Origin of the sequence: Pseudoruegeria sp. SK021 (assembly GCF_002119405.1) — a bacterium.
Classification (GTDB): Bacteria; Pseudomonadota; Alphaproteobacteria; order Rhodobacterales; family Rhodobacteraceae; genus Meridianimarinicoccus.
In genome coordinates, this window is the sequence record NZ_MTBG01000101.1 from 1 (window position 1) to 1,376 (window position 1,376).

General features: G+C 59.2%; 1 protein-coding gene. It reads left to right on the top strand.

The genetic code is table 11. The annotated features are described in order from the left end of the window. Positions 1-44: 44 nt before the first annotated feature. Positions 45-1,346 carry an IS256 family transposase gene (locus BV911_RS18745; RefSeq protein ID WP_371588365.1) on the top strand — a complete coding sequence of 434 codons (1,302 nt, stop codon included), beginning with the start codon at positions 45-47 and terminating at the stop codon, positions 1,344-1,346. The last annotated feature ends 30 nt before the right edge of the window (positions 1,347-1,376 follow it).

Below are 1,376 nucleotides of genomic sequence, written 5' to 3' on the forward strand. Positions count from 1 at the left end.
GAGTAACGCGCGAAAGTTGGTGATGCCCTGAGGGGCGGCATATCATGGCGGTGTTCAGACGCCGTCAATTCTCAGCCGAGAAAAGGATATGCCACGTGCCAGAGAATACCACTAGCCAGCTGCCTGATCCATCCGGATTTTCCCCGGACCCATTGACCGGTGTCATCCGGGATGGGGCCCGCAAGCTGATCGAACAAGCGATCGAGGCGGAGCTTGCCGCGTTGATGGCCTCCTTCGCCAAGGACAAGCTCAAGGACGGCCGGGCCAGGTTGGTCCGGCATGGACATTTGCCGGAACGCGAAATTTTGACCAGCGTGGGTCCGGTACCCGTGAAGGTCCCGCGAGTGCGAGATCGCGGAATAGGCGACGACAAGATCACCTTCACGCCCAGCATCCTGCCGCGCTACCTGCGCAAAGCGAAATCGGTCGAAGAGTTGCTGCCGTGGCTTTACCTCAAGGGGGTGTCGACCGGCGATTTCACGGAGGCCCTAGAGGCCCTCCTGGGTCCGAACGCCAAGGGCCTTTCCGCCAAGACTATCACGCGGCTGAAGGCCGATTGGTGGACAGAGTACGAGGGATGGGAAAAGCGCGATCTCAGCACGCGCCGCTTTCTCTACATCTGGGCGGACGGAGTTTACTTCAAACCACGGATGGCTGAGGAAAAACAATGTGTTCTGGTGGTCGTCGGGGCCGATGAGTACGGCCGAAAGGAGCTGCTGGCGATGACCGACGGCTTTCGCGAAAGCACGGAAAGCTGGCGCGAGGTGCTGCTCGATCTCAAACGCCGCGGCCTGAAACAGGACCCGAAACTGGCCATCGGTGACGGGGCACTAGGGTTTTGGACCGCCCTGCGCGAGGTGTTTGCCACGACGCAGGAACAGCGCTGTTGGGTGCACAAAACGATGAACGTACTGAACGCGATGCCCAAATCCCTGCAGTCAAAAGCCAAGGGCCATTTGCACGACATCTGGCAGGCCGAGACCCGCGCCGAGGCCGAAACGGCCTTCGATTTCTTCGTCAAAACTTACGGTGTCAAATACGACAAGGCGGCTGCCAAGCTGGTCAAGGACCGCGACGCGCTGCTGACGTTCTACGACTACCCGGCCGAACATTGGAAACATATCCGGACGTCAAATCCGATCGAAAGCACCTTCGCCACCGTCCGGCACCGCACCAAGCGAACCAAGGGCTGTCTCAGTCGTAAGACCGGTCTGGCCATGGCGTTCAAGCTGATGATGTCGGCGCAGAAGAAATGGCGCAAACTCGACGGTCAAAATCGAATGCCTGAAATCATCCAGGGGATTGAGTTCCGCGACGGACTCCGCCAACTTCAAACAGCCGCCTGATCAGGCGTCACCAACTTTCGCCCATATCTC

Excerpts from the sequence above, each read along its gene's own strand:
- BV911_RS18745 (WP_371588365.1), top strand. The coding sequence starts at position 45 with ATGGCGGTGTTCAGACGCCGTCAATTCTCAGCCGAGAAAAGGATATGC.